We start from the raw sequence: 24,028 nt of genomic DNA on the forward strand, positions 1-24,028 counted from the left end.
GCCTACGAATCAGGGTAGGGAGCGAACCGCCGTTCCGCAGCGATTCACCCGCCGGGGTGATCAGTCCACCAGGTCCCGCACCACCCCGTCCGCGAGCAGCCGTCCCCGCAGCGTGAGGACCGCGCGGCCCTCCTCGTACGGCACGGGCTCCAGCAGCCGGTCGGCGAGCGCCCGTCCCGCCGCGGCGAGGCCCGCCTCCCGCAGCAGCTCCAGCGGGACGCCTTCCCGCAGCCGCAGCTCCAGGAGGATCCGCTCGACACGGCGGTCCTCGTCGGTCAGGATCTCGCGGCCGGCGCCCGGTGAGCGGCCTTCCGCCAGCGCCGCCGCGTACGCGCCGGGATGCTTGGCGTTCCACCAGCGCACGCCACCGACATGGCTGTGCGCCCCGGGACCGGCGCCCCACCAGTCGGCGCCGCGCCAGTACAGCTCGTTGTGCAGGCACCGGCCGGCCTCGGTGGTGGCCCAGTTGGAGACCTCGTACCAGTCGAAGCCGGCCGAGCCGAGCACCTCGTCGGCGATCAGATAGCGGTCGGCGTGGACGTCGTCGTCGGTCATCGGCACCTCGCCGCGCCGGATCCGGCGGGCCAGCCGGGTGCCCTCCTCGACGATCAGCGCGTACGCCGAGACATGGTCCGGCCCGGCGCCCACCGCCGCCTCCAGCGAGGCGCGCCAGTCGTCGTCGCTCTCGCCGGGGGTGCCGTAGATCAGGTCGAGATTCACGTGGTCGAAGCCCGCAGCCCGTGCCTCACCGACGCATGCCTCGGGCCGGCCGGGGGTGTGGGTGCGGTCGAGCACCTTCAGCACATGCTGCCGGGCGCTCTGCATGCCGAACGAGATCCGGTTGAAGCCGCCCTCCCGCAGAGCCGCCAGATAGGCCGGATCGACGGACTCCGGGTTCGCCTCCGTCGTGATCTCCGCGTCGTCGGCGAGGCCGAACTCCTGGCGGACCACGTCCAGCATCCGTACGAGATCATCTGCGGCCAGCAGCGTGGGCGTGCCGCCGCCGACGAACACCGTCCGTGCCCGACGCGGGTCGTCGCCGAGGATCTTGCGGGCGAGGCGGATCTCGTCGGCGAGGGTCTCGGCGTAGTTGTCGCGGGAGGCGAGCACACCGCCCGAGCCGCGCAGCTCGGTGGCGGTGTAGGTGTTGAAGTCGCAGTAGCCGCAGCGCGTCGCGCAGTACGGCACGTGCAGGTAGAAGGCGAGAGGCCGGTCTCCGGCGGCGTGGAGGGCGGACGCGGGCAGTGCGCCGTCCTCGGGCATGGGTTCGCCGTCGGGCAGTACGGAAGGCATGCCCCCCATTGTCCGTCACTCAGGAGGGCACCTGTTCTGCTCCCGGCCCGTTCGCCCTGCCTGCCCCTGCCTGGAGCACCAGCAGCGCCAGATCGTCTCCCGGCGGCGTCGGCCCGAACGCGTGCACCGCCCCCCTGATCCGCTCCGCGACGCCTTGCGCCGTGAGACCGGCGCAGCCGGAGAGCACCGCCGCCAGCCCGTCCTCGTCGTCGAACATCCGAGGCCCGGAGCGCCGCTCCGTCACGCCGTCGGTCACGCACAGCAGCGTGTCGCCGGGCTCGAGGCGGAAGGTGTGGCTCTGGTACGCGACGTCGTCGACGACCCCGAGCAGTACCTGCGGCTCCGCCAGGGCGCGCACCGTGCCGTCGGGGCGCAGCAGCAGGGGCAGCGGGTGTCCGGCGCTCGCGAGGGTGCACCGGGCGCCACCCTCACCGTACGGAGAGGGCACCACCTCTCCGTAGAGCAGCGACAGGAACCGTGAGTGCTGCCCGTCGGGCAGACCCGGCCCGTGCCCGCCGGTGACCAGCATGGCCGCCGCAGCTTCCGCCGCTTCCATCGCGTCGTCGAGCAGCAGGCCGTTGAGCCGGTCCAGCACCTGGCCGACCGCATACCCCTCCCGTGCGAGGAGCCGCAGCCAGGGCCTGGCCAGGCCGGTGACGACCGCGGCCTCGGGGCCGCTGCCCTGGACGTCGCCGAGCATGAAACACCACCGGCCGCCGGATCCGGCGGGGAAGACGTCGTAGAAGTCGCCTCCGGCGACGCCGTCGTCGCTCGGCTCGTAGACGAGGAACGTGTCGACGCCGGGGATCTGCCCCACTTTGCTGGGCAGCAGACCGCGCTGGAGCACCCGGCTGATGGTGGCCTGACGGGTGTACTGGCGTGCGGCGCTGACGGCCAGGGTGACGCGCCGGGCGAAGTCCTCGACGAGCGCGGCGACTTCGGCACACACGTGCTCGGGGCCGTTCTGCGCGACGAGCAGCACCCCGAGGCGGCGGCCGGCGACGGCGAGCGGATAGGCCAGGGCGGTCGCCGTTCCTTCGCGGACCTCGACGAGCCGGTCCGGGTGCTGCCGCTGCCCGAGCTCGGCAAGGCTCAGGGCAGTCATGGGCGGTTCCCCCGACATCGGCGGGTCGTCCGACGCCACCGGTTGTTCCGGCCAGGCCACCGGCACCGGGCCCCCTGCGGAGGCGTCGGGCAGGACGGGCGGCTCCTTGCCCAGGGCCTCGCGCAACGTCTCCACCCGGGACTCGTCGCTGTGCCATACGCCCACGAGTCTCGATGCCGCTCCGGCCTCGCGGCCCCCGCCACTCCGGCCGTGCCCCTCCGTCCCCGCCGCGAGCCAGATCGCGCACCGGTCGACGAGCCGCGGCACCAGCAGCGGTCCTGCCAGCGCCGCGACCATGTCCTCGTCCAGCTGTCCGGCGAGAAGGTCGGACGCCTCCGCGAGGAAGGCGGGCGCACCCCGGCTCACCCAGTCCAGGTCGTCGCGCCCGCCGCGCCCCGGCTCGTACGCCTCCGTGCCGCGCGCGGTGCCCCGGCCCACGGCCGGGGCGAGGACGGCGGCAGCCGCGGGGCGGACGTCGCGGCCGTCGAGGGGCACGCGCGCCCAGACGGTCTTGAGGGCGGCGTGGAAGGTGACGCCCCAGCGCTCGGAGAGGGCGGCGACCAGATGCAGGCCGCGCCCGTAGTCGGGGGTGCCGGACTGGTCGGCGCTGTGCGGGCCGCTGGTCACGGGGCTGCCGGGATGATGGTCGGAGACCTCGACCACCAGCGCGGCGGGCTCCTCGGGCGTGGACTCCTCGAACCGGCAGAGCAGTTCCGCCGCGGTACCCGCGTGCACGACGGCGTTGGTGACGAGCTCGCTGACGACCACGGCCGCGTCGTCGGCCAGCCGGTCGGCGCACGGGTCGCCGGCCAGGAACCCGAGACCGGTCCAGTCCGCGAGCGCGTCGCGCACGAAGCGGCGCGCGGCGGCCGGTGCCAGAAGGTTGCCGGGCAGGCTGGTCCGCGCGACCAGCCTGGGGTCGGCCCGTGCCGGCCACACGGGAGTCGATCGGTTGCCGGATTCGCGCTGCATCGGAAGGGACACCACCTGCGGCTCCTGGTCGGTGCTGGCGTGCGCCGCTTATGACACCGACAGAGTGACAGACAGAGGGCGCCCATAAGCACGGAGTCACCGAAGTCGGTGGAACGAACAGGCAGGAAGGGCTGAAAAGCGCAGGCGGAAGCGGCGGGACGGCCTCCGGTTCAGGCCGGGCGCCTTCTCCCCGCCCGACCCGTCCGGCACCGGTCCCGCGCTTCCGCCCGGTCGTGCTGACGGTCCCCGCTACGCCTCGCGGGACCCCGTGTACATCTCGTCGATGAGGTGCTTGTACTCCCGCTCCACGACGGGCCGCTTGAGCTTGAGGCTGGGCGTCAGCTCGCCGTGCTCGATGTCCAGGTCACGCGGGAGCAGGCGGAACTTCTTGATGGTCTGCCAGCGCTGCAGGCCCTCGTTGAGGCGCTTCACATAGCCCTCGACGAGCTGCTCGGCCTGCGGGGACGCGACGACCTCGGCGTAGGACTTGCCACCCAGGCCGTTCTCCTCCGCCCAGCCGAGGATCGTCGGCTCGTCCAGGGCGATCAGCGCGGTGCAGAAGTTACGGTCCGCGCCGTGCACCAGGATGTTGGAGACGAACGGGCACACCGCCTTGAACTGCCCCTCGACCTCGGCCGGCGCGATGTACTTGCCGCCGGAGGTCTTGATCAGGTCCTTCTTGCGGTCCGTGATGCGCAGGTAGCCGTCGGCCGAGAGCTCGCCGATGTCGCCGGTGTGGAACCAGCCGTCGGACTCGAGGACCTCGGCCGTCTTCTCCGGGAGGTTGTGGTAGCCCTGCATGATGCCGGGGCCGCGGAGCAGGATCTCGCCGTCGTCGGCGATGCGCACCTCGCAGCCCGGGACCGGCTTGCCGACGGTGCCGGTGCGGTAGGCCTCGCCGGGATTGACGAAGGAGGCGGCGCTGGACTCGGTGAGGCCGTAGCCCTCGAGGATGTGGATGCCGGCGCCGGCGAAGAAGTAGCCGATGTCGGGCGCGAGCGCGGCGGAGCCGGAGACCGCGGCGCGCAGCCGCCCGCCGAAGGCCTCGCGCAGCTTGGAGTAGACGAGCGCGTCGGCGACCTTGTGCTTGGCGCTGAGGGCGAAGGGGGCCGAGGCGTTGCCCGTGCGGCGGAAGTTGTCCTGGGTGACCTTGGCGTACTCACGCGCGACGCCGGCCGCCCACTGGAAGATCTTGTACTTGGCGCCGCCGCCGGCCCGCGCCTTGGCCGCGACTCCGTTGTAGACCTTCTCGAAGATGCGCGGCACGGCCGCCATGTACGTCGGCTGGACGACCGGCAGATTCTCGATGATCTTGTCGACCCGGCCGTCGACCGCCGTGACGTGGCCGACCTCGATCTGGCCGGAGGTCAGCACCTTGCCGAAGACATGGGCCAGCGGCAGCCACAGGTACTGCACGTCGTCCGTGGTGACCAGGCCGGTCGAGGCGATTGCCTTCGCCATGTAGGACCAGTTGTCGTGCGGCAGCCGCACGCCCTTGGGGCGGCCGGTGGTGCCGGAGGTGTAGATCAGCGTCGCCAACTGGTCGGCGGTGATCGCCGCCACCCGCTCCTCGACGGCCGACGGGTTGGCCTTCAGATACTTCGCACCGCGCGCCTCGAGATCGGCGAGGGTGAGGACCCATCCCTCCGGCTCGCTCGCGTCGGGCTCCAGGCCGGTCGCGTCGAAGACGACCACATGCTTGAGCTCGGGCAGTTCGCCGCGCTTCTCGCGCGCCTTGGCCAGCTGGGCCACGTCCTCGGCGATCAGCACCCGGCTCTCGGAGTCGGCGAGGATGTACGCCGACTCCTCCGCGTTGGTCGACGGGTAGATCGTGGTCGTGGCGCCGCCGGCGCACATCACGCCGAGGTCGGCGAGGATCCACTCGACCCGGGTGGAGGACGCGAGCGCGACCCGCTCCTCGGGGTTCACCCCGAGGTCGATCAGTCCGGCCGCGACGGCGTAGACCCGCTCGGCGGCCTGCCCCCAGGTCAGCGATTTCCAGTCGTCCGGCCCCGTGCCCGAGGCCCGGGGCACCGGGTAGCGGTAGGCCTCGCCGTTCGGCGTGGCCGCCACGCGCTCGGCGAAGAGGGTGGCCACCGAAGGTGGCCGATTCTCGATCTGGGTCTGGGTTTCACTCACGACGTCCTCCGGGCCTGCGGCAGCACTGCACGACTGGCTGGTTGTTTAACTGGCGAGTAACCATCGAGCCGTGATCAGGGTAGAGCGCGTTCGACTGGGGCGTAAGGGCCTTCGGGCTGCCGCTTCATAACGAACGGAGCGCAGGTCCATGCACTGGAGCGCCGGATCGGTGCATATGACACCTAAGTCCGAGGCGGGTGCCGGAAGACCGAAAAGCGCCCGTCACGGCACAGGCGGGCGCTTTCCGGAGTGAGCGGTGCGCGTACCGGACACTCCCCTCCGGCAGGTGCGGTACGCACGGTGACGCGCCGGCTACTTCTTGCTCTTGCCACCCTCGTCGCTGGACAGTACCGCGATGAAGGCCTCCTGCGGGACCTCCACGGAGCCGACCATCTTCATCCGCTTCTTGCCTTCCTTCTGCTTCTCCAGCAGCTTCCGCTTGCGGGAGATGTCACCGCCGTAGCACTTGGCGAGGACGTCCTTGCGGATGGCGCGGATGGTCTCGCGGGCGATGACCCGGGAGCCGATGGCCGCCTGGATGGGCACCTCGAACGCCTGCCGTGGGATGAGCTCGCGCAGCTTGGCGACGAGACGCACACCGTAGGCGTACGCGGCGTCCTTGTGGGTGATCGCCGAGAAGGCGTCCACCTTGTCGCCGTGGAGCAGGATGTCGACCTTGACGAGGCTGGAGGCCTGCTCGCCGGTGGGCTCGTAGTCGAGGGAGGCGTAGCCGCGCGTCTTGGACTTCAGCTGGTCGAAGAAGTCGAAGACGATCTCCGCGAGGGGCAGGGTGTAGCGGATCTCGACCCGGTCCTCGGAGAGATAGTCCATGCCGAGGAGGGTGCCGCGGCGGGTCTGGCAGAGCTCCATGATCGAGCCGATGAACTCGCTGGGCGCGAGGATCGTGGCCCGCACGACAGGCTCGTGCACGTCGTTGATCTTGCCCTCGGGGAACTCGCTCGGGTTGGTGACCGTGTGCTCGGTACCGTCCTCCATGGTCACGCGGTAGACCACATTGGGGGCCGTGGCGATCAGGTCGAGACCGAACTCACGCTCGAGCCGCTCGCGGATCACGTCCAGGTGCAGCAGGCCGAGGAAGCCGACACGGAAGCCGAAGCCGAGAGCCGCGGACGTCTCCGGCTCGTAGACCAGGGCGGCGTCGTTGAGCTGGAGCTTGTCCAGGGCGTCGCGCAGCTCCGGATAGTCGGAACCGTCCAGCGGATAGAGGCCCGAGAACACCATCGGCTTCGGGTCCTTGTAGCCGCCGAGCGCCTCGGTGGCGCCCTTGTGCAGGCTGGTGATCGTGTCACCGACCTTGGACTGGCGGACATCCTTCACACCGGTGATGAGGTAGCCCACCTCGCCGACGCCGAGACCGTCGGCCGGAAGCATCTCGGGCGAGTTGGTGCCGATCTCGAGCAGCTCGTGCGTGGCGCCGGTGGACATCATCCGGATGCGCTCACGCTTGTTGAGCTGGCCGTCGATCACACGCACATACGTCACGACACCACGGTAGGAGTCGTAGACCGAGTCGAAGATCATCGCGCGGGCGGGGGCGTCGGCGACGCCGACCGGAGGGGGAACCTCACGGACGACGCGGTCGAGCAGCGCCTCCACACCGAGCCCGGTCTTGGCGGACACCCTGAGCACGTCGTCCGGGTCGCAGCCGACCAGGTTGGCCAGCTCCTCGGCGAACTTCTCCGGCTGGGCGGCCGGCAGGTCGATCTTGTTGAGGACCGGGACGATCGCGAGGTCGTTCTCCATCGCCAGGTACAGATTGGCGAGGGTCTGGGCCTCGATGCCCTGAGCGGCATCGACGAGCAGGATCGTGCCCTCACAGGCGGCCAGGGACCGGGACACCTCGTACGTGAAGTCGACGTGCCCGGGGGTGTCGATCATGTTGAGGATGTGGGTCTTCCCCTCGTCCTCGCCCTCTGTGGGCGCCCAGGGCAGACGGACCGCCTGGGACTTGATCGTGATGCCACGCTCGCGCTCGATGTCCATCCGGTCGAGATACTGAGCGCGCATCTGCCGCTGCTCGACCACGCCGGTCAGCTGGAGCATCCGGTCGGCGAGGGTCGACTTGCCGTGGTCGATGTGCGCGATGATGCAGAAGTTGCGGATCAGAGCCGGGTCGGTACGGCTCGGCTCGGGCACGTTGGTAGGAGTCGCGGGCACGCAGGGTCCTGATTCTTTGGCAGACGCCGGGTCGGTGAGCTCGGCTCGGGCTCGGCTCGGGGCGATGTCGGATCGATACGTAGGCTCCATGGTCCCACGGTTGCGGGACTGAGCCCGGTTTGGGCCGCCCGCGGGGCGACTGGTAGCCTGAGCAGCTGTGTCTCATGCCCTCTCCCGGGGGCTCCCGAGCCCGCAGGGTCACGGGGGCCGGGACGCAACCTCAAAGAATCATCGAACCTGAAAAGGCTCTTTCGTGGCGAACATCAAGTCCCAGATCAAGCGGAACAAGACCAACGAGAAGGCGCGCCTGCGCAACAAGGCCGTCAAGTCGTCGCTCAAGACCGCGATCCGCAAGGCCCGTGAGGCCGTCGCCGCGGGTGACGTCGAGAAGGCCAACGTGGCCGTCCGCGACGCTTCCCGTCAGCTCGACAAGGCTGTCTCCAAGGGTGTCATCCACAAGAACGCCGCCGCCAACAAGAAGTCGGCGCTGGCTGCCAAGGTCGGCTCCCTGCAGGGCTGAGCTCACTGATGTGATCGCCGGGACGGACTCAGCGGGCCCTCTCATCCGCTCCTGACCGGCACCTTCCGCGCCGCACGCGGCCTGCGTTCGCCACGCGGGTGCGGCGCACCGAGCTTGAAGCGAAGGCCCCGGGCCGTTGTCCTTCCCCAGGACACGGGCCGGGGCCTTCGTCGTACCCGGCGGTCGCGCCGGCGCGGGGGATGAGGGCCGGGCGGTGGGAGCAGGGGCCGGCGCGGGGGATGAGGGCCGGGCGGTGGGAGCAGGGGCCGGCGCAGGGGACGAGGGCCGGGCGGTGGGAGCAGGGGCCGGCGCAGGGGCCGGCGCAGGGGCCGGCGCAGGGGACGAGGGCCGGGCGGTGGGAGCAGGGCGGGGCTTCTAGCGGCGCGACCGCGCCGCCCTCGCGATCGTCACGACCGCCTTCTCCAACGCGTACTCCGCGTCGTCGCCGCCGCCTTTGACGCCCGCGTCCGCCTCGGCCACGGCCCGCAGGGCGACGGCGACCCCGTGGGGGGTCCAGCCGCGCATCTGCTGACGCACCCGGTCGATCTTCCACGGCGGCATGCCCAGCTCACGGGCCAGGTCGGCGGGCCGGCCGCCGCGCGCGGAGGACAGCTTGCCGATCGCCCGTACGCCCTGGGCCAGCGCGCTGGTGATCAGCACGGGCGCGACGCCCGTCGACAGGGACCAGCGCAGCGCCTCCAGCGCCTCGGCAGCCCGGCCCTCCACCGCCCGGTCGGCGACGTTGAAACTGGAGGCCTCGGCACGACCTGTGTAGTAGCGGCCGACGACGGCCTCGTCGATGGTGCCCTCGACGTCCGCGCTCAGCTGGGACACCGCCGACGCCAGCTCCCGCAGATCACTGCCGATGGAGTCGACCAGCGCCTGGCACGCCTCGGGCGTCGCGGACCTGCCCAGCGCACGGAACTCGGACCGTACGAACGTGAGCCGCTCCGCCGGCTTGGTCGTCTTGGGGCAGGCGACCTCGCGGGCCCCTGACTTGCGGGCCGCGTCCAGCAGTCCCTTGCCCTTGGCGCCACCCGGGTGCACCAGCACCAGAGTGATCTCCTCGGCGGGGGAGTCGAGATACCCCTTGACGTCCTTGATCGTGTCGGTGGAGAGGTCCTGCGCATTGCGCACGATCACGACCTTGCGCTCGGCGAAGAGCGACGGGCTGGTCAGCTCGGCGAGAGTGCCGGGCTGGAGCTGGTCGGCGGAGAGATCCCGCACGTCGGTGTCGGCGTCAGCGGCGCGCGCCGCGGCGACGACCTGCTGAACGGCACGATCGAGAAGCAGGTCCTCCTGGCCCACCGCGAGGGTGACGGGGGCGAGTGGATCGTCGGTGGAATTCCTGTTGCTGGCCATCGCGCTCCAGCATCCCACGGGCCACCGACAGCCCCTGATGCTGTGCCTGTCGCCGCTCCTGCTGCCCGCCCCGGTACTACTGCGCCCGTCCCCGCCTGCTCCAGGCGTCGTCAGTGCGCCTCGCGCCATCCGTCCCAGTCCGCGACGAACTCGTCGAGCGCGGCACCGTCCAGTCTTCCCTCCGGGTCCTCGACGACGACCAGCCACTGCGCGTCCTCGGCGTCGTCCTCACCGGCAAGGGCGTCCCGCACCAACTGGGGCTCCTCGGCCACGGCAAAGCGGTCGCCGATCGTCTCGGCCACCTCCTGCGCGGCATCGCGGTCGGGCAGCACCAGCACATGTCTCACATCACTCACCGCCATATTGTGCCGGTCGCCAAGGCGACCTCGTCGTCGCGCCCGGCATCAGGACTGCGTCCGCCGCACCTCCGGTACCCGGTCCAGCTCCAGACCGAAGTGCTTCCGATAGGCAGCGAGCACCTCGTCGTCGCTGCCGAGCGGCCGCTCCTGCCGCTCGCCGCGCACGGTGGTGACGAGCTTGCGGCCGGTGAGGGTGATCCGGCCCTCCTCGGTGAGCAGGGAGCACACCAGCGACTGCGTGAAGTGCGAGGCGGGCGAAGTGCGGTGCCACCATGCGCCCGCCTCGAAGTCGACCAGCTCACGCGGCCTGGTGTCGACACGGAACTGCGGCTTGCCGTCCCGGAACACGTCGAGGTCTCCCTCGGGCGCCTCGGCGATACGGAACGTCCCCGCCGGGTCGGCCTGCTCGCCGCGCTCCCCGAGGAGGAGGGGATGGTGGCTGTGGTCGCCGAACCCGACATCGGCCAGCCAGGGTCCTGCACCGTCCTCGGTCTCCACGCGCAGCGCGAGGTGGTCGTACGGGATGCCCAGCCGGCCCCCGTCACCGAACACCCGGGCCTGGAGCAGCGTCACGCGGTAGCCGAGCCCCCGCAGCAACGCCGCGAAGGCTCCGTTGAGTTCGTAGCAGAAGCCGCCGCGCCGGGCACCGACGATCTTGTCGAGCAGTGGACGGTCCTCCAGAACCAGCGGCTCGCCGAGGTGGATCGACAGATTCTCGAACGGCACCGTCAGCAGATGCCTCAGCTGCAGCTCACGAAGCGCCGCGGCGTCCGCCCTCCGGGGTCGTACACCGTTGATCCGGGCGAGGTAGGCGTCGACGCTCTGCACAGGAAGGTTCATGCCGTCAGTCTCCTGCGCCGTCGAGCCGCCGGCCACGTGTTCCTTGGTCCTGGGCCGGGCGGCCGAGGCCCCCTCCTCCCCAGGCCCGAGGCGGCGGTGCCCGGGCACCCCGTAGCGTGCCGGGCATGACGGCTCGGGAACCGGCACGCAGCCGGGAACAGCGCAGACAGGACACCCTCGACCGGCTCACGAACGACGACGATGCCTGGGTCGCCACGGCGTCGCCGGACGGGCGAGCGTGCCTGATGCCCCTGTCGTTCGTCTGGGACCGCGACACCCTGCTGATGTGCACCCGGCGCACCAACCCGACCGCGCTCAACATGACACCGCGAGGCGAGGCAGCGGTCACCCTGGGCCACACCCGTGACGTGGTCCATGTCGAGGGCCCGGCCGAGGTCGTCGAGGGCTCTGCACTGGGCAAGGAGTCCGCCGACGCCTTCGCCGCGAAACTGAGCTGGGATCCCCGGGACCGGCCGACCTGGGTCTATCTGCGTATCACCCCCCTTGTGGTGAAGGCCTGGCGCGAGGAGAACGAGCTGAAGGACCGGCTGATCATGCGCGACGGCCGCTGGCTGGACGACTGACCCCCCACGCGGCACGTCACCCGCACACCGCACGTCCTCACGGGCAGCGGGCCCCCTCACCCGCCCGCGGCACCGCGCGCCACAGCTCGCAGCTGTGCACCCGCACCCGTGACCGCGATGGCACCGTCCCGGTCGGTGCGCAGCACCAGCGCTCCCCGTGCCCGCAGCGCACCGACCGTACGGGGGGCCGGGTGACCGTACGGGTTGTCCCTGCCGCAGGAGATCAGGGCGAGCCGGGGGCGGGCCCCCGCCAGCAGCGAAGGATGCTGGTACGCCGAGCCGTGGTGGGCGACCTTGAGCACGTCGACCGGGGGAAGCGCCGGATGGGCCCGTATCAGCCCGCGCTGGGACGGAGGTTCGAGATCTCCGAGCAGCAGCAGTGACAGACCGCCCGCCGCCCGGACGAGCAGCGCGACGCTGGCATCGTTCGGCCCTTCGGGTGCCGCGCCCCGGGACATGTCGGGCCACAGGACCTGCCAGGAGAGCCGCCCGGCCCGACGCCGCTCCCCCGGTATCGCGTGGATCATCGGTAGCCCGGCCGCTGCCGCTGTGCGCCGTACGAACGCCACCTGTTGGCGGGGCTCTTCGAACGCCGTGGTCTGGATCGCCCCCACCGCCCTGCCGCGCAGCACTCCGGCGAGGCCGGCGACGTGGTCGGCGTGGAAGTGGGTCACCAGAACCAGCGGCACCTCCGTGACACCCAACTCGCTCAGGCACCGGTCGGCGAGGCGCGGATCGGGCCCAGCGTCCACAACCACCGCGGCACCGTCACCGGCTGCGAGCACCATGGCGTCTCCCTGACCCACGTCGCACATCACCAGCGCCCAGCCAGGAGGCGGCCAGCCGGTCAGGCTCCTGCTCAGCGGGGCGGGACGGACCACGGCCAGCACGAGCAGCAGCGCGCAGAACGCGGCCGCCCAGGGATGTCGCGTCAGCCGGCGGACCATGAGCAGCAATCCGGCAGTGAGCGCCAGGAGCAGCAGCCCGCCGTGCCAGCCGCCCGGCCAGTCGATCTGGGCGCCCGGCAGCGCCGCTCCCGCCCGGGCCACGGAGGAGATCCAGCCGGCAGGCCAGCCGGCGCAGCGCGCCAGTAGCTCGGCGACCGGTATGGCGGCGGGGGCTGTGGCCAGCGCCGCGAAGCCGAGGATCGTCGCCGGAGCCACGGCCAGCTCGGCCGCGAGGTTGCAGGGGATCGCGACCAGGCTGACCCTGGCGGCGAACACGGCCACCACGGGAGCGCACACGGCCTGTGCCGCGGCGGTGGCCGCCAGCGCCTCGGCCAGCCGGGGCGGCACCCTTCGCCGCTGGAGCGCCTCGCTCCAACGGGGGCCGATCGTGAGCAGCGCCCCGGTGGCGAGGACGGAGAGCAGAAAGCCGTAACTCCGCGCCAGCCACGGGTCGTACAGGAGGAGCAGCAGGACCGCGGCGGCCAGCGCCGGGACGAGCGACCTCCGTCGGCCGGTGCCGATGGCGAGCAGGGTGATGAGCCCGCACGCCGCCGCCCGCAGAACGCTCGGTTCGGGTCGGCAGACCACCACGAAGGCGAGCGTGAGCACGCCGCCGAGCAGCGCGGACCCGCGCAGGGTGATGCCCAAACGGGGTGCCAGGCCACGCCGTTCGGCCAGCAGTGCCCGGCCGGGCGGTCCGATCAGCAGAACCAGCACGATGGTGAGGTTGCTTCCGGAGACGGCGAGCAGATGCGTCAGGTCGGTCGCCTCGAAGGCGTCCTGCAAGTCGCCCGGAATGCGTGAGGTGTCCCCGACGACCAGCCCCGGGAGCAGGGCCCGGGCGTCCGGCGACAGGCCGTCCGTGGCCTCGCGCAGCCCTGCCCGCAGTGCACCGGCCCTGCGCTGCAGTGCGCTCGGGGAGCGGGTGATCGACGGTGGGCCGCTGTCGGCACGCAGCACGGCCGCGAACGGGTCATCGGGGCGAAGTGGGGGCGCGAGCCGTCCGCCGACCCTCAGCCGGGTGGACGGCAGAAGCCGCTGCCAGCTCGCGTCGGCCTCGCCTGTGGACACGATCACCAGCACGGGGGTACGGGTCGCGGTTACGGCTCCGCCGGGGGCGATGACCCGTGTTGCCTCGGCCTTCAAGACGAGCGCTGCCGGAGCTATCCGGTCACCGACCACCCTGGAGCGGGTGGGCCTCGGGTCGGACGTGACCGTCAACTCGACCGTTACGCGAGCGTGTCGGTCGGCCAGGGCGGGGAGCGGGCCACGGCTGAGATCCGCCCCGTGCAGCCCGGCGGAGGCCGCGCCCGCGGCGGCGCACAGCAACACCGCGGCGACGGAGGTGGCGTTGAGCCGCCACCACCTGTCGCCGGCGGCGACTCGCGCCGAACTGCCCCCGTCTGCCGTCGTTCTGCCCGCCGGGGTTGCCATGACCCCACGCACCCGAAGCCTCCGCCCTGCCGCCCACAGCGGCAGCAGCCCGGTCGCCACCAGGCAGGCGACCACACCCGCGGCCGTCCACCCACCCGGCGCCCCGAGAGCGAGAGCGGACGCCGCCCAAGCCGCCAGCGCGGGCAGCACCAGGCGAAGGTCGGCCGGTCCCTCCTGACGCGGGTCGGCCGCGCCGAGCCTGCTTCCCGATTCGGCGTGTACCGTCACACGGGTCATGGCCGAACCAGATTCCGCAGGTCCTCGAACCGGCGGTCGCCGATCCCGTTGACGTCACGGAGCTCGTCGACCGACCGAAAGCCCCCGCTCTGCGTGCGGTGGCCGATGATGTGCTGGGCCAGCACCGGTCCGACTCCGGGCAGCGTCTCGAGCTGCTCCGCAGTGGCCGAGTTGAGGCTGATCGGCCCCACCGGGAGACCCGCCCCCGCCCCTGCCCCGACGCCGCTCGGCGCGGGCGGCGCGGGACCGCCCACCACGACCTGCTCGCCGTCAGCCAGGACCCGCGCCCGGTTGAGGCCGGTGACGTCCGTGCCGGGCTTGACGCCTCCGGCCGCCTCGATCGCGTCGGCGACCCTCGACCCTGCGGGCAGCTTGAGCACTCCCGGACTCCGTACCTTGCCGCTCACGTCGACGACGATGCGGGCCGCCTGCCGGGCGTCGGCAGGCGGCGGACCCGGCGACGGCGCCAGCTCCGGCTCTACAGCCGAGGTCTCGGAGCCGGAAGCGGCGACGGGCGCTGACCCGGCCCGGGCCGAGCCCTGCTGGACCAGCGCAGGAGCACTCACGGACTGCGGTCGGCCCACCCAGAAGTGCTGTGCCGCGAAGCCCGCCCCCAGCACGAGGATCACGGCCAGAGCGGCCAGCGCTTTCGGCTCGAGACCGCATCGCAGCTGCACCCACACCGGTAGCCGGTCCCGGAGCGCGAACCAGAAGCGCGGCCGCCCTCCACCACCGAACGCCCCCGGCCTGGCGCCGGGCAGCTCGGCACCCGCCCCGGCGTCCGCCCTGCCCCGTTCGGCGCCTCGCACCACCGCCGGTGCGGGCGGCCTGGCAGGCGGTTCCGCCGGCCTGTCCGGCACGTCGGCTCGCGCCCGGCCCGGCGGCCCGCCACGACCGGGCCCGGTACCCGCGCAGCTCCGCCGCACGCCTGCCGCCGAGCGGGCCCGGCGGACCGGACGTGCGGGGCGCAGAGAGGCGTCGCCAGGCGCGTACGTCGAAACCGCGGCCCGCCCACCCGCACCGCGCGGTACCGCCGCCCCGAACAGAGCGTCCGCCCGTCGGCGCAGCGCCATGGCCTGCGCCGTGGGCGACGCGCGACCGCCACGCAGACGTCGGACACCACCGTCACCGCCGTGGGCGCCATCGCCGCCGTGCACCCCCTGCCCGAGGGCATCGACGGGGCCGCGGGCCTGGCGTGCGCGGCTGTCGGAGGCCGGGGCGCGGCCCGGGCCACTGGTTGCGGAACGTGATCGAAGAGCCATGTCACAGGACGGTAGGCACAACCGCCCGAACCTGCTGAGCACAGCCAAATTCAGTGGAAAACCCACTAGTTGTGGATATCTCGATCACACGTTCAGGTGACCACGGACCTGCAGGTGACGGCCGACATCCCGGTGACGGCCGGCATCCAGATGGCGTTGGACGGCAGGCCGACGCCTCAACGCGGCGAGATCACTACACCCAGCAGCCCCGGTCCCGTGTGCGCCCCGATCACCGCGCCCACCTCACTGACGTGCAGGTCTGCCAGCCCCGGCACCCGCTCCCGCAGCCGGTCGGCCAGTGCCGCGGCCCGCTCCGGCGCCGCCAAGTGGTGAACGGCGATGTCCACCGGCGCGCTGCCGGCCCGTTCGGCGGCGATCTCCTCGAGCCGTGCGATGGCCTTCGACGCCGTACGCACGCGCTCCAGCATGTCGATGCGGCCGCCGTCCAGCTGGAGCAGTGGTTTGACGGCGAGCGCCGAGCCGAGCAGCGCCTGCGCGGCGCCGATCCTGCCCCCGCGGCGCAGGTAGTCGAGGGTGTCGACGTAGAAGTACGCGGAAGTGCCCTCTGCTCGTTTCTCCGCCGCGGCCACCGCCTCGTCGAGGGATCCGCCCGCCTCCGACACCTCGGCGGCCGCGAGCGCGCAGAATCCGAGCGCCATGGCGATCATTCCGGTGTCGACGACGCGAACCGGTACGGGTGCGTCCTTGGCTGCCAGCAGTGCGGCGTCGTACGTACCCGAGAGCTCCGCCGACAGGTGCAGCGAGACGATCCCGGTCGCGCCGGCTTCCGCGGCGGCGCGGTAGGCCTGCGTGAACATCTCGGGGCTTGGCCGGGACGTCGTCACGGAGCGTCGCTTCTGCAGGGCTGCCGCGAGCGAGCGGGCCGAGATCTCGGTGCCCTCCTCCAGCGCCTGGTCGCCGAGTACGACGGTCAACGGCACCGCGGTGATGCCGTGCCGCTCCATCATCAGTGGCGGCAGGTAGGCCGTTGAATCGGTGACGATCGCGACATGGCGGGACATGAGCGGGAGGTTACCCGCAGCTGCCCCCGGTCGGCAGCCCGACCCTGTCCGGACACCGTACGAACGCCACACGGACAGCCCTTGCACACCATCCGAGCACGAGCCCCGCGCTATGCGGACATCCTCATGGGAGCTGTGTACCGGGCCGGGCAGGCGGTCAGGACGGTCGAGGGCGGCAGCGCGCCGCAAGGGCCACGGCCGCGGCCACAGGCGTCAGTTGGAGGTCTCCGGCCGGGCCGTCTTCTGCCAGGGGTAGGCGGTCTCCTGCCGCGGATCCCGAGCGGTGATCGCCTGCGGACGACCGGGCGACTCGCCCTCCGCCTCCGGCCATGTCTGGGCACCCGCACCCCGCGGGTGCTCTTCCGAGCGCTCCGGCTTCGGCGCTGCGGGCCACGGCTTCGGCTCAGCCACGCCGGCCTCGTCCGTCGCGGACTTCGGCTCCGTCACGCCGCCGGCCTCGTCCGTCGCCGACCAGTGCCGCAGCGCTCCCGCCTCCATGTCGATCTGGGCGCTCAGCACGTCCAGATCGTCCTCTGCGAACTTCTGCGCGCGGTCGCGCGCCGCCCAGCGGAGCGATTCCGCGGAGTGCGTGATGCGCTCCGTACGCTCACGCAGGCCGGGCATCAGCGCGGCGACCGTGGACCGGTCGGGCTCGCGCTCCAGTCTCCTGAGCTCGTCGTCCAGCTCGTGCCCATGTGCGCTGAGCCGCCGGAACAGGGCGAGCGACTCGGACAGCGAGGCGTCCTCCGCCGCGCCTGCGTTCAACGCTTCCTGGGTGGCCCTCATGGACGTGCGCAGCTTCAGCCGCAGCTGCGCCAGCTCGCCGCTCACGCCCATCTGCCCGTAGCTCTTCGCACGCAGCGCGGTGTCCTCGACGGTGCGTCGCGCCTGGCTGACGGTGCGCTCGACGCCGCGCTTGGTGGCGCGCACGGCCTTCACGCCCACGTACACCCCCAGCGCCACGAAGGCGAAGAAGAGCAGCGCCAGGATCATGATCGCGGCTTCCATGTGCGCCCTCCGGCGTCGGTTGTGTTCCTTCCACGGTAAACGGAACGGGCAGGCCGTAGGTTCCATCGGAACCCCCAACCTGCCCGTAGGGGAAAGCCCCACCGGCGCCACGCCCGGCTTGTCCTCGCGAAACGTGTCCGGGCGAAACGGGTCCAACCGAAACGTGTCCGGCCGAAACGCGTGCCCGTTACGCAGGCACGATGTTGACCAGCTTCGGCGCCCGTACGACCACCTTGCGGATGCCGACACCGCCCAGAGCGGCGACGACCGCCGCCTCACCCAGCGCCAGGGCCTCCAGCTCCTCGTCCGTGATGGACGGAGAGACCTCCAGACGTGCCTTGACCTTGCCCTTGATCTGCACGACGCAGGTCACGGTCTCGTCCACGACGTACGCCGGGTCGGCGACCGGGTAGTCCTGGTGCACCACCGACTCGGAGTGGCCCAGCCTGCGCCACAGCTCCTCCGCGATGTGCGGGGCCAGCGGAGCGATCAGCAGGACCAGGCGCTCCGCGACCGAGCGGGACACCGGACCGCCCGACTTCGTCAGGTGGTTGTTCAGCTCGGTGATCTTGGCAATGGCGGTGTTGAAGCGCATCGCCGCCATGTCCTGCGACACACCGTCGATGGCCTTGTGCAGCGCGCGCAGCGTCGCCTCGTCCGCGTCCGTGTCGACGACCGTGACCTGGCCGCTCGCCTCGTCGACGACGTTGCGCCACAGGCGCTGCAGCAGCCGGTACTGTCCGACGACGGCGCGGGTGTCCCACGGCCTGGAGACGTCCAGGGGGCCCATCGCCATCTCGTACAGGCGCAGGGTGTCCGCACCGTACTCGGCGCAGATCTCGTCCGGGGTGACGGCGTTCTTCAGGGACTTGCCCATCTTGCCGAGCTCGCGCTTGACGGGCTCACCCTCGAAGTAGAACGTGCCGTCCCGCTCCTCGACCTCGGTGGCCGCCACCGGGAAGCCCCGCTCGTCGCGGTAGACGTACGCCTGGATCATGCCCTGGTTGTACAGCTTGTGGAACGGCTCGACCGACGAGACGTGCCCCAGGTCGAACAGGACCTTGGACCAGAAGCGCGCGTACAGCAGGTGCAGCACGGCGTGCTCTGCTCCGCCGACGTACAGGTCGACACCGCCGTGCGGCTGTCCCTCGCGCGGTCCCATCCAGTACTGCTCGATGGCCGGGTCGACCAGCTGCTCGTTGTTGTGCGGGTCCAGGTAGCGCAGCTCGTACCAGCACGAACCGGCCCAGTTGGGCATCGTGTTGGTCTCGCGCCGGTAGCGCTTGGGGCCGTCGCCCAGGTCCAGCTCGACGTCGACCCAGTCCTCGTTGCGGGACAGCGGCGTCTCGGGCCGGGTGTCGGCGTCGTCCGGGTCGAAGGTCCGCGGCGAGTAGTCGTCGACCTCCGGCAGCTCCAGGGGGAGCATCGACTCGGGCAGCGCGTGGGCCACGCCGTCCTCGTCGTAGACGATCGGGAAGGGCTCGCCCCAGTAGCGCTGCCGGCTGAACAGCCAGTCACGCAGCCGGAAGTTGACCGTTCCCTCACCGATGCCCTTGTCCGTCAGCCAGGCCGTGATCTTCGCCTTGGCCTCTGCGACGTCCAGGCCGTTCAGGGAGATCTCGTCGTTGGCGGAGTTGATCGCCGGGCCCTGCCCGGTGAACGCCTCGCCCTCCCAGCCCTCGGGCGGCTGCACGGTGCGGATGATGGGCAGGCCGAAGGCCTCCGCGAACTCCCAGTCCCGCTCGTCCTGTCCGGGCACGGCCATGATGGCGCCCGTGCCGTAGCCCATCAGGACGTAGTCGGCGACGAAGACGGGGATCCGCTCGCCGGTGACCGGGTTCAGGGCGTAAGAGCCGCTGAACACACCGGTCTTGTCCTTGTGCTCGGTCTGCCGCTCGACGTCGCTCTTCGTCTGTGCCTGCTTGCGGTAGGCCGCGACGGCCTCGGCGGGGGTGGCGGCTCCGCCGGTCCACGCCTCCTTGACACCCTGCGGCCACTCGGCCGGGACGATGGAGTCGATCAGCCCGTGCTCGGGCGCCAGGACCATGTACGTGGCGCCGAAAAGCGTGTCGGGGCGGGTGGTGAAGACGGTGATCCGCGCGTCGTCGTGGCCGTCGACCGCGAAGTCGACGCGGGCGCCCTCGGAGCGGCCGATCCAGTTGCGCTGCTGCAGCTTGATGGCCTCCGGCCAGTCCAGCGCGTCCAGGTCGTTCAGCAGCCGGTCGGCATAGGCGGTGATGCGCATGTTCCACTGGCGCAGCTTGGCCTTGAAGACCGGGAAGTTGCCACGCTCGGAACGGCCGTCGCCGGTCACCTCCTCGTTCGCCAGCACGGTGCCCAGCCCGGGACACCAGTTCACGGGGGCGTCGGAGGCGTACGCCAGGCGGTACCGGCCCAGGACGTCGGCGCGCTCGAGGGAGCTCAGCTCGGTCCATGCCCGGCCTCCCCCGGAGCCTTCGGCCCGGGAGGTACCCCCAGGCACCTCGCGCGCACCGCTCTCGAACTGGGCGACCAGCTCATCGATCGGCCGGGCCCGGTCCGCCTGCTCGTCGTACCAGGAGTTGAAGATCTGCAGGAAGATCCACTGCGTCCACTTGTAGTAGTCCGGGTCGATCGTGGCGAACGACCGGCGCTTGTCGTGCCCCAGGCCCAGCCGGCGCAGCTGCACCTTCATGTTCTCGATGTTCGCTTCGGTCGACACACGCGGATGCGTGCCAGTCTGCACGGCGTACTGCTCAGCGGGCAGGCCGAAGGCGTCGAAGCCCAGGGTGTGCAGGACGTTGTGCCCGGTCATCCGCTGGTGACGGGCGAAGACGTCGGTGGCGATGTACCCCAGGGGATGACCGACGTGCAGGCCCGCACCGGACGGATACGGGAACATGTCCATGACGAACTTCTTGGGCTTGTCCACCTGCGCCGGGTCCCCTGCCAGGTCCCCGGTCGGATTGGGCGCCTCGTAGCTGCCTTCGGCGTCCCAGAAGTCCTGCCAGCGTGCCTCGATGTCGGCTGCCATGGCAGCCGTATAACGATGCGGGGCTGCTGTCTCAGCAGCCGAGTTCATCTCGCTCATGATCCTTCGAAGCTCCATCGATCGTCTCTGCCGACTGCCAGCCGATTCATGTACAGGGGAAATGAAAAATCCCCTCGCACAGGAGGGGACGCCGCGCCGATTCCGGCCGGATTTCTCATCCGCCGGGACTGATCAGCGCGGCTCGCTAAGCAGAAGGCGTACGGCACGCATGGCGTCAGGGTACCGCAGCGAAGGAACCGGCCGCATTGCTGTCCACCGGACGGCGCTCCCACCGGGCAGGAGCGCCTTTCGGCCACGCTCCGGAGATCGAGCCGCCGGGTTACTCCGCGTATCGCACCTATCCAGGGCAACCCCCGGGTCAGTTGCGCTCACTTCACCGCTATAAACCTCGAAACCTCGTCCGGTTGCTATGGGCCGACCTAGAGTGCGTCAACGGGACAGCTTTCCCGCACCATTCGGAGTCGCCCCATGAACCCTCGTCTCAAGATGCGTTTGTCGCCCGGTCCGGGCCTCGGACTCAGCCGCCAGGTGCAAGGCGGCCTCACCGCGGCCGCGTTGGTGCTCCTACCCCTGCTCGCCGTCGGAGGAAGTGACAGTTTTCGCGCCGCGCTCGACTTCACCACCGGAGTCCTCTCCCTGGTCTCCTTGACCGCCTCTGTCGCCTGGGGTCTCATCGCCACCGACCGTCTACTGCTCTCGCCCCGCCACCGACTGCTCGCCCAGGGCATCCACCGGGCGACCGCGATCGCGTCGCTCGGCTTCCTCCTGCTGCACGCCACCGTGAAGGTGTCGCTCGGGCATGTATCGGTGATCGGCGCCCTGATCCCGTTCGGGCTCGGTGTCACCGGCACCTCCGCGCTCATCGGCTTCGGTTCGCTGGCCGGGTTCCTGATGGTGGTGGCCGGCACGACGGGCGCCCTCCGCAGCGCCCTCGCCGGCAACGTCCGCGTCGCCGGCCGCTGGCGGCAGTTGCACATGCTGGCGTACCCGGCCTGGTGCTTCGCCCTGGTCCACGGCCTCTACACCGGCCGGCCGGCCGCGACCTACGTCGTGACCATGTACTGCCTGGCCCTCGCAGGCGTGGCCGCCGCGGTCTCCGTCCGGCTGCTGCCGCGCCCCCTGCAGCGGCAGATCGCCGCGAAGATCCTCGTCCTGACCGGCGGCGCCGGCTCCGGCGGGCCCACCGCCGACGAGCAGGCACAGCGCGACCTGGCCACCGCACCGCTGCCGGGCGTGAGCGGAATGAACGGGATGGGCCGCCCGCCCGTACCGGCAGGCATGGAACGCATGGATCGCATGGGCGACGGACTGAGCGGCGTGCCGTCGCAGCGCCCGTACGAGCAGGACTTCCAGCCGCCCCTCGGCCAGGCGCGCGCACAGCCCCCGCGGCTCGCCGCCCCTTCGCCGCAGCTGTACGAAGCCCCGCGGCCCCAGGACGACGAACCGGCCGTCACGCCGGACAGCGGCGGCACCACCGGCCGCGGCACCCGTATGTCCGCCGCCTACCGCGCGGTCTCGCTCGCCGGCGAGCCGTCGGCCCCGCTCGCCGAGCGTGTGCCGATGACCGAGGAGATACCCGTGGTGTCGGAGACGGGCCCCGGTACGGGCAGCTGGCCGACCCCCTCGCCGCCTCCCCCGGCGCAGGCGGTCCGGCCCGACCCGGCAGCGCCGCCCGCCTACGACACCCCGCCCCCTCCGCTCTTCGACCCGGCGCCGTCGTACGACTCCCCCTCTGCGTCGTACGGCGGCACGGCGCCGTACGAGGCATCCGCCCCCTACGACACGGGCGCCGTCCCCACGTACGACACGGGCGCCGTCCCCACGTACGACACAGGTGCCGTCCCCACGTACGACACGGGCGGTCTCCCCGCATACGGCACCGGCGGCGCCCCGACCTACGACACGGGCGGCGTTCCGGTGTACGACACCGGCGGCGCCGCCGCGTACGGCGCTTCGGCGTCCTACGCATCCACCGCCCCCTACGACACGCCTCTGACCGAAGCCACCGCCCCTTACACCGACCACTCCTCGTACGACACCGGCAATGTCCCTGCGTACGACGAGACAGCGCCCCTGCCCGGCCCCCTCTTCCAGCCCCCGGCCGGGGAGCCCTGGCACGCACCAGCAGGAGAACGACCGTGAACGCCCCCCTCCCCGACGTCCCCGAGGTCCGCGTCGTCGGCCTTCCCCAGCTGACGCAGGGTTTTGATCTCGTCGACCGTCTAGACCTGCCCATGCACCTCAAGGTGCACGGGCCGCTCGAGCCCGTGAGCGGCGAACGGCTCGCCCAGCTTGCCGAGGACATATCCCTCACCGGCCGCGGCGGCGCGGGATTCCCGTTCGGCAAGAAGCTGCGCGCCGTCGCCAAGTCTGCGATCCGGCGCGGCGTGCGGCCGGTCGTCGTGGTCAACGGCAGTGAGGGCGAGCCAGCCTGCCGCAAGGACACGGTGATGCTGAACCGCGCCCCCCATCTGATCCTCGACGGTGCGCTGCTCGCCGCGGAGGCGCTCGGTGCCCGGACCCTCGTCGTCGCGGTGACCCGCAACTCGACGGAGATCTCCATGCGTGCGGCGCTCGCCGAGCGCGGCTTGGCCGACCGGCGCGGCCAGGCCCTGCGGGCCAGGGTCGTCCGCACCCCCGAACGCATGGTGTCGGGCGAGGCGTCCTCCGTCATCCGGGCCGTCAACGGCGGGCCCGCCCTGCCGCCCGGCCGCCGGGTCCGCGCCGCGGAGACGGGCGTGGGCGGTGCTCCGACCCTGCTGTCCAACGCGGAGACGTTCGCGCAGCTCGCCGTCGCCGCCCGCATCGGAGCCCGCCGCTACTGCCACACCGGCCTGGATTCCGAGCCGGGCACCGTCATGCTGACGATCTCCGGGGCGGTCGCGCGCCCCATGGTCGTCGAGGTGCCGACGGGGGTGCCGCTGCGCTACGTGCTCCAGCTGGCCGGCGCACCGCCGCAGCCCCAAGGGGTGTTGACGGGTGGTTACCACGGCAACTGGATCGACTCCGCAGCCGTCCACGAGGCGGTCGTCTCCAAGGAGTCGCTGGCATCGGTGGGCGGCGCACTGGGCGCGGGCGCGATCCTGCCGATCGGCCCGGAGACGTGTCCGCTGGGCGAGGCGCTGCGGGTCGCCAACTGGCTGGCCGCGGAGACCGCGGGCCAGTGCGGCCCGTGCAAGCTCGGCCTGCCCGCAGCGGCCGGCGGGCTGGCCGATGTGATGAACGGCGGCGGCCCCGCCGCGCTGGAGGCGCTGCGCGAGGTGACCCAGGCGGTCAAGGGCCGCGGTGCGTGCAAGCACCCGGACGGTTCCGCTCGCTTCTTCGCCTCGACCCTGTCGGCCTTCACGGACGACCTTGCGGCGCATGTGCTGCACGGCGGTTGCGGGCGCGACACGACGGGCGTGCTGCCGCTTCCGCTGCCCGGCTACGAGGAGGCGGAGGAGTCGATCCCGAGCGGCGAGAAGATCTTCGTGGACTGGACGCTGTGCCAGGGCCACGGCCTGTGTGCGGACATCGTCCCCGAGCTGATCCGGCTCAACCCGGACGGCTATCCGTCGGTGGCCGACGCGATGGTCCCCATGCACATGAGGGGGCGTGCGCAGCGGGCCGTGCGCCGCTGTCCCGCGCTCGCCATGCGCATCGAGCAGGTGGCTTCCTCGGCCCCGACTCCGCCGCCCGCACGCCCCGCGCTGCCCAGCAGCAACCGCAAGGCCCTCGGCAGCGGCCGCAGTTGAC

General features: G+C 71.7%; 16 protein-coding genes. 4 read left to right on the forward strand and 12 right to left on the reverse strand.

Translation table 11 applies throughout. From position 1 onward, the window contains the following. Positions 1 to 60 precede the first annotated feature (60 nt). From hemW to lepA, 4 genes are all read right to left on the reverse strand, one after another. Positions 61 to 1,293, reverse strand: a complete 1,233-nt coding sequence (gene hemW, locus ACZ4SA_RS08130) for a radical SAM family heme chaperone HemW (protein ID WP_468271061.1) — start codon at positions 1,291 to 1,293, stop codon at positions 61 to 63. A 19-nt stretch (positions 1,294 to 1,312) separates the two neighbouring features. Next, the gene (locus tag ACZ4SA_RS08135) at positions 1,313 to 3,385 is read right to left on the reverse strand and encodes a SpoIIE family protein phosphatase (protein WP_468271063.1); all 2,073 of its coding nucleotides are present in this window, start codon (positions 3,383 to 3,385) and stop codon (positions 1,313 to 1,315) included. A gap of 234 nt (positions 3,386 to 3,619) precedes the next feature. Beyond that, on the reverse strand, positions 3,620 to 5,509 hold the full coding sequence (locus ACZ4SA_RS08140; protein WP_468271064.1) for an AMP-dependent synthetase/ligase: 1,890 nt from the start codon (positions 5,507 to 5,509) through the stop codon (positions 3,620 to 3,622). A gap of 312 nt (positions 5,510 to 5,821) precedes the next feature. Beyond that, positions 5,822 to 7,687: a translation elongation factor 4 gene (lepA, locus tag ACZ4SA_RS08145; protein WP_468271066.1), complete on the reverse strand. Its 1,866-nt coding sequence runs from the start codon at positions 7,685 to 7,687 to the stop codon at positions 5,822 to 5,824. A 253-nt stretch (positions 7,688 to 7,940) separates the two neighbouring features. Between lepA and rpsT the strand changes: the two genes are divergently transcribed. Beyond that, entirely contained in the window at positions 7,941 to 8,207 is a 267-nt protein-coding gene (gene rpsT, locus ACZ4SA_RS08150) for a 30S ribosomal protein S20 (protein ID WP_356629763.1), read from the forward strand. 375 nt (positions 8,208 to 8,582) lie between these two features. Here the strand turns inward: rpsT and holA are convergent, their stop codons facing one another. The 3 genes from holA to ACZ4SA_RS08165 all read right to left on the reverse strand — a co-directional run bounded on the left by holA (position 8,583) and on the right by ACZ4SA_RS08165 (position 10,768). Then, a complete protein-coding gene (gene holA, locus ACZ4SA_RS08155; protein ID WP_468271067.1) occupies positions 8,583 to 9,569 on the reverse strand; it encodes a DNA polymerase III subunit delta in 987 nt (328 codons plus the stop codon). Positions 9,570 to 9,679: 110 nt separating this feature from the next. Then, positions 9,680 to 9,925, reverse strand: coding sequence for a hypothetical protein (locus ACZ4SA_RS08160; protein ID WP_468271069.1), 246 nt, complete (start codon positions 9,923 to 9,925; stop codon positions 9,680 to 9,682). Between the two features lie 48 nt (positions 9,926 to 9,973). Further along, positions 9,974 to 10,768 carry an arylamine N-acetyltransferase family protein gene (locus ACZ4SA_RS08165; protein ID WP_468271071.1) on the reverse strand — a complete coding sequence of 265 codons (795 nt, stop codon included), beginning with the start codon at positions 10,766 to 10,768 and terminating at the stop codon, positions 9,974 to 9,976. A 125-nt stretch (positions 10,769 to 10,893) separates the two neighbouring features. Here ACZ4SA_RS08165 and ACZ4SA_RS08170 point away from each other — a divergent pair, with 125 nt between their 5' ends. Further along, the gene (locus tag ACZ4SA_RS08170; RefSeq protein ID WP_468271072.1) at positions 10,894 to 11,352 is read left to right on the forward strand and encodes a pyridoxamine 5'-phosphate oxidase family protein; all 459 of its coding nucleotides are present in this window, start codon (positions 10,894 to 10,896) and stop codon (positions 11,350 to 11,352) included. Between the two features lie 56 nt (positions 11,353 to 11,408). Here ACZ4SA_RS08170 and ACZ4SA_RS08175 read toward each other — a convergent pair whose 3' ends face one another. The 5 genes from ACZ4SA_RS08175 to leuS all read right to left on the reverse strand — a co-directional run bounded on the left by ACZ4SA_RS08175 (position 11,409) and on the right by leuS (position 20,332). After that, on the reverse strand, positions 11,409 to 13,970 hold the full coding sequence (locus ACZ4SA_RS08175) for a ComEC/Rec2 family competence protein (RefSeq protein WP_468271074.1): 2,562 nt from the start codon (positions 13,968 to 13,970) through the stop codon (positions 11,409 to 11,411). Next, positions 13,967 to 14,830, reverse strand: coding sequence for a ComEA family DNA-binding protein (locus tag ACZ4SA_RS08180; RefSeq protein ID WP_468271076.1), 864 nt, complete (start codon positions 14,828 to 14,830; stop codon positions 13,967 to 13,969). Before ACZ4SA_RS08180 ends, ACZ4SA_RS08175 begins: the two co-directional genes overlap by 4 nt. A 578-nt stretch (positions 14,831 to 15,408) precedes the next feature. Next, entirely contained in the window at positions 15,409 to 16,254 is an 846-nt protein-coding gene (locus ACZ4SA_RS08185) for a DegV family protein (protein ID WP_468271078.1), read from the reverse strand. A 213-nt stretch (positions 16,255 to 16,467) separates the two neighbouring features. Continuing rightward, positions 16,468 to 17,262, reverse strand: coding sequence for a hypothetical protein (locus ACZ4SA_RS08190; RefSeq protein ID WP_468271080.1), 795 nt, complete (start codon positions 17,260 to 17,262; stop codon positions 16,468 to 16,470). Positions 17,263 to 17,449: 187 nt separating this feature from the next. After that, positions 17,450 to 20,332, reverse strand: a complete 2,883-nt coding sequence (gene leuS, locus ACZ4SA_RS08195) for a leucine--tRNA ligase (RefSeq protein WP_468271082.1) — start codon at positions 20,330 to 20,332, stop codon at positions 17,450 to 17,452. Positions 20,333 to 20,761: 429 nt separating this feature from the next. Here leuS and ACZ4SA_RS08200 point away from each other — a divergent pair, with 429 nt between their 5' ends. Both ACZ4SA_RS08200 and ACZ4SA_RS08205 read left to right on the forward strand, forming a co-directional pair. Then, the gene (locus ACZ4SA_RS08200; RefSeq protein ID WP_468271083.1) at positions 20,762 to 22,435 is read left to right on the forward strand and encodes a hypothetical protein; all 1,674 of its coding nucleotides are present in this window, start codon (positions 20,762 to 20,764) and stop codon (positions 22,433 to 22,435) included. Then, the gene (locus ACZ4SA_RS08205; protein WP_468271085.1) at positions 22,432 to 24,027 is read left to right on the forward strand and encodes an NADH-quinone oxidoreductase subunit NuoF family protein; all 1,596 of its coding nucleotides are present in this window, start codon (positions 22,432 to 22,434) and stop codon (positions 24,025 to 24,027) included. The genes ACZ4SA_RS08200 and ACZ4SA_RS08205 overlap by 4 nt, the downstream gene beginning before the upstream one ends. Position 24,028: the final 1 nt, after the last annotated feature.

The sequence above is a fragment of the Streptomyces sp. NPDC027962 genome, from assembly GCF_055566095.1.

Bases quoted from the DNA above. Each gene is read 5' to 3' on its own strand.
- hemW (WP_468271061.1), bottom strand. From the start codon at position 1,293: ATGCCTTCCGTACTGCCCGACGGCGAACCCATGCCCGAGGACGGCGCA.
- holA (WP_468271067.1), bottom strand. From the start codon at position 9,569: ATGGCCAGCAACAGGAATTCCACCGACGATCCACTCGCCCCCGTCACC.
- ACZ4SA_RS08165 (WP_468271071.1), bottom strand. From the start codon at position 10,768: ATGAACCTTCCTGTGCAGAGCGTCGACGCCTACCTCGCCCGGATCAAC.
- ACZ4SA_RS08170 (WP_468271072.1), top strand. From the start codon at position 10,894: ATGACGGCTCGGGAACCGGCACGCAGCCGGGAACAGCGCAGACAGGAC.
- ACZ4SA_RS08175 (WP_468271074.1), bottom strand. From the start codon at position 13,970: ATGACCCGTGTGACGGTACACGCCGAATCGGGAAGCAGGCTCGGCGCG.
- ACZ4SA_RS08185 (WP_468271078.1), bottom strand. From the start codon at position 16,254: ATGTCCCGCCATGTCGCGATCGTCACCGATTCAACGGCCTACCTGCCG.
- ACZ4SA_RS08190 (WP_468271080.1), bottom strand. From the start codon at position 17,262: ATGGAAGCCGCGATCATGATCCTGGCGCTGCTCTTCTTCGCCTTCGTG.
- leuS (WP_468271082.1), bottom strand. From the start codon at position 20,332: ATGAGCGAGATGAACTCGGCTGCTGAGACAGCAGCCCCGCATCGTTAT.
- ACZ4SA_RS08200 (WP_468271083.1), top strand. From the start codon at position 20,762: ATGAACCCTCGTCTCAAGATGCGTTTGTCGCCCGGTCCGGGCCTCGGA.